Raw genomic sequence first — 3,833 nt, 5'->3', positions numbered from 1 at the left:
TCACGGCGCCGAGCGGAACCGCCCGCTGGAACCACGGCCTGCCTGCTTCGTCGGCGTCGGCGAAGATGTTGACGTCGGTCTCCGAGTAGACGAACCCGACCAGCTCCTCGCGCGGCTTCGGCTTGGTCACCATGCTGACCACCACACTCACCGCGATGTCGACGATGAAGGCCGCCGCGGCCGCCACGAACGGCATGCCCTGCCCTGGCAGGTCGATGATGCCGACCTTGGAGAGGATGAAGACGAAGATCGCCGAGAGTGTGCCCGCCACCAGGCCGACCCAACCGGCGGTCGGAGTCATCCGCTTCCAGAACATGCCGAGGATGAACGTGGCGAACAGGGGCGCGTTGAAGAACCCGAACAGCGTCTGCAGGTAGTCCATGATGTTCGAGTAGCCCGAGGCGATGAGCGCCGTGAAGATCGCGAGCACCGTCGCGGCGACCGTCGCGTACCGACCGACCGCGATGTAGTAGTCATCCGAGCGGTCCTTCACCACGTACTGCTGCCAGATGTCGTAGCTGAACACACTGTTGAACGCCGAGATGTTCGCCGCCATGCCCGCCATGAACGACGCGATCAGGCCGGCGATGGCGACGCCGAGCAGACCGTTGGGCAGGATGTCGCGGATCATCAGCAGCATGGCGTCGTTGTACGTCACGTCGCCCGCGCCACCGGTCTTCAGATGGATCATGTCGCCGATCGCCGCGGCGGCGATCATGCCGGGCACCACGACCACGAACGGGATCAGCAGCTTCGGGAACGACGCGATGATGGGTGCGCGACGCGCCGCCGACATTGAATTCGAGGCCATGGCGCGCTGCACCTCGACGAAGTTCGTCGTCCAATACCCAAAGGACAGAACGAATCCCAGCCCGAAGACGATGCCGATCACCGACCACACCGGGCTGCTGAAGCCGCTGAGGGCCTGACCGGGCCACGTCGTCAACTGTTCGTGCACCGTCGCGGTCACCTTGCCACCGGCACCGGTGGTGTCGACGATCTTGTCCTTCAGCCCGCTCCAGCCGCCGACCTTGATGAGGCCGAACGCGGTCAGCGGTACCAGCGCCGCAAGGATGACGAAGAACTGCAGCACCTCGTTGTAGATGGCCGCCGACAGGCCGCCCGCCGCGGTGTAGGTGAGAACGATCGCGGCGGCGACGAGAAGTGACACCCAGGTGGCCCAGCCGAGCAGCACGTTGATCACGGTCGCGAGTAGGAACAGGTTGACGCCCGCAATCAGCACCTGCGCCACGGCGAAGCTGATGGCGTTCACCAGGTGGGCGCCGGTGCCGAAGCGCCGTCGCATGAACTCGGGGACGCTGCGGACCTTGGAGCCGTAGTAGAACGGCATCATCACGATGCCGAGGAAGATCATCGCCGGGACGGCGCCGATCCAGTAGTAGTGCATGGTCGCCAGACCGATCTGGGCACCGTTGGCGGACATGCCCATGATCTCGACGGCGCCGAGATTCGCCGACACGAACGCGATGCCCGTGACCCAGGCGGGCAGTCGCCGGCCGGACAGGAAGAAGTCCAGGCTCGACGAGATCTGACTTCGAGCCAGGTAGCCGATACCGAGCACGAAGACGAAGTACACCGCGATCAGCGCGTAGTCGACGGCGCCGACGTTGAGCCGCAAGACGTTGTCTGCCATGAGGGTGGTCATCGCTGGCCGTCAACTCCTTCATTGAGTGATCTGGACCACTGTCCTAACATGTTCTAACAGAATCGCGCAGCAGACAACAAGTCTTTCGGGCGGAAACCCTCAATATCGACCCAGATTGTTTGTTAATGTTCGAACTGGCCGGGCGAAGGGAGTGCCACCGGAGATGCTTGCCGCCGAACGACGTAGCGCGATCCTGCGCACGCTGAACTCGGGCGGTGCCGTGCGCGTGGCCGATCTGGCCAGCGACCTCGCCGTGTCGGAGATGACGGTGCGCCGCGACCTCGACACTCTCGATGCCCAGAACCTGCTCCGCAAGGTGCACGGCGGAGCGGTGGCCCGGCACAACCGGGGCGAGGAGCCGCGGTCGTCGGTCAAGGCCGGCCAGCAACGGGCAGAGAAGGCCGCCATCGCCGCTGCCGCCGCCGCGACGGTCGAGGACGGCATGACCATCGCGATCGGTGCGGGCACCACCACCACCGAGCTTGCCCGTCACCTGCGCTCACGGTCATCGATCACCGTCGTCACCAACTCCATCGGCATCTTTCAGGAGCTGACGAACCCTGGGGAGGACGGGGCGGACGCTCCGCTGGTGTACCTCAGCGGCGGCGTACGCACTCCATCGGATGCGCTCGTCGGGCCGGTGGCCGACGCCGCAATCGCGTCGTTCCGGGTGGACGCCACGTATCTCGGCGTGCACGGCTTCGACCAGGATGCCGGGCTGACCTCGCCCAATATCGCTGAGGCGCAAACGAACCGGACGCTGATCGGGATCAGCGGGCGCCTGGTGGTGCTGGCCGACCACACCAAGTACGGCGAGGTCGGCGCATGCGTCTTCGCCGCCCTTTCGCAGGTGCAGACGCTGATCGTCGACGACGGACTGACGGGTTCCGATCGCGAACTCGTCGCCGCGCAGGTCGGCGACCTGGTGATCGCGCCCGTGGGCGGGCGGTGAGCTCGTGACCGCGGAACCGTTGCGATGGACCCTGGCCGACGGCCGCGACATGCTGTTCTTCTCGCTGCCCGGGCACGCGCCAGCACCAGTCACCGATCGGCGACCGTTGCCCGAGCGAGGGGCACAGCAGTCGGAGTTGCGCTACGACCGCCAGACCGGGCAGTGGGTCGCCATCGCCGCGCTGCGCCAGGACCGCACCTACAAGCCGAGCGCCGACCAGTGCCCGCTCTGTCCGAGTTCCTCGGGACTCGACGGCGAGGTCCCCGCAGAGGACTACGACGTCGTCGTCTTCGAGAATCGCTTCCCCAGCCTGTCCGGCGCCGACGGACGTACCTTCGGACTCCCCGACGTCGGCGGCACCGACTTCATCAGCGCGCCGGGACACGGCCGCTGCGAGGTCATTTCGTTCTCGAGCAGCCATACGGCCTCGTTCGCAGAGCTCGAAGCGCCCCACGCCCGTCTCGTCGTCGACGCCTGGCGCCACCGGACTGCAGACCTGATGAGCAGGCCCGGCATCGAGCAGGTGTTCTGCTTCGAGAACCGCGGCGAGGAGATCGGGGTGACACTGACGCATCCGCACGGCCAGATCTACGGCTATCCCTACCTGACGCCGCGCACTGCGCACATGCTCACCGAGGCCCGCGCGCACGCTTCCCGCAACCGCACAAATCTCTTCGCCGACATCCTCGCGCACGAGGTGGCCGACGGCAGCCGCATCGTCGCGCAGACCGACCTGTTCACCGCGTTCGTGCCGTTCGCCGCTCGCTGGCCGGTGGAAGTCCACCTCTATCCGAACAGGTTCGTGCGCAACCTCGGCGATCTCGACGACGCCGAACTGGACGGCTTCGCGTCGATCTACCGCGAACTACTTCGCCGGTTCGACCGGATGTATCCCACACCGCTGCCGTACATCTCGGCGCTTCACCAGTACCGCGACACCGACGAGCAGCGAGAGGGGTACTTCCACGTCGAGCTGATGTCGGTACGGCGTAGCGCCACCAAGCTGAAGTTCCTGGCCGGCTCCGAGTCCGCAATGGACGCATTCATCAGCGACGTGACACCCGAGGCCGTCGCCGAACGCCTGAGGGATCTCTAGACATGACCGACGTGATCACCTACGCGGCGCCGGGGCGGATCAACCTCATCGGTGAGCACACCGACTACAACCTCGGGTTCGTGCTGCCGTTCGCGATCAACCGCCGCACGGTCGTCGCG

At 66.0% G+C, this 3,833-nt stretch carries 4 protein-coding genes; 3 read left to right on the top strand and 1 reads right to left on the bottom strand.

Annotated features, from left to right (window positions below; all coding sequences use genetic code 11):
• Positions 1–1,666 (bottom strand): sodium:solute symporter family protein (locus tag ACRDUX_RS15085; RefSeq protein ID WP_526414825.1); only part of this gene is annotated, 1,666 nt, incomplete at its 3' end.
• 163 nt (positions 1,667–1,829) lie between these two features.
• Here ACRDUX_RS15085 and ACRDUX_RS15080 point away from each other — a divergent pair.
• From ACRDUX_RS15080 to ACRDUX_RS15070, 3 genes are all read left to right on the top strand, one after another.
• On the top strand, positions 1,830–2,618 hold the full coding sequence (locus ACRDUX_RS15080) for a DeoR/GlpR family DNA-binding transcription regulator (protein WP_526414824.1): 789 nt from the start codon (positions 1,830–1,832) through the stop codon (positions 2,616–2,618).
• 49 nt (positions 2,619–2,667) lie between these two features.
• Entirely contained in the window at positions 2,668–3,714 is a 1,047-nt protein-coding gene (galT, locus tag ACRDUX_RS15075; protein ID WP_526414827.1) for a galactose-1-phosphate uridylyltransferase, read from the top strand.
• A 2-nt stretch (positions 3,715–3,716) separates the two neighbouring features.
• Positions 3,717–3,833 (top strand): galactokinase family protein (locus ACRDUX_RS15070; protein WP_526414826.1); only part of this gene is annotated, 117 nt, incomplete at its 3' end.

The sequence above is a fragment of the Mycobacterium sp. genome (assembly GCF_050701675.1).
GTDB lineage: Bacteria > Actinomycetota > Actinomycetes > Mycobacteriales > Mycobacteriaceae > Mycobacterium.
Note: the sequence above shows the minus strand (reverse complement) of the source record. Positions and strands in the feature narration are given on the sequence as shown.

Coding starts and splice junctions, on each gene's coding strand:
- galT (WP_526414827.1), top strand. CDS start 2,668: ATGCTGTTCTTCTCGCTGCCCGGGCACGCGCCAGCACCAGTCACCGAT.
- ACRDUX_RS15080 (WP_526414824.1), top strand. CDS start 1,830: ATGCTTGCCGCCGAACGACGTAGCGCGATCCTGCGCACGCTGAACTCG.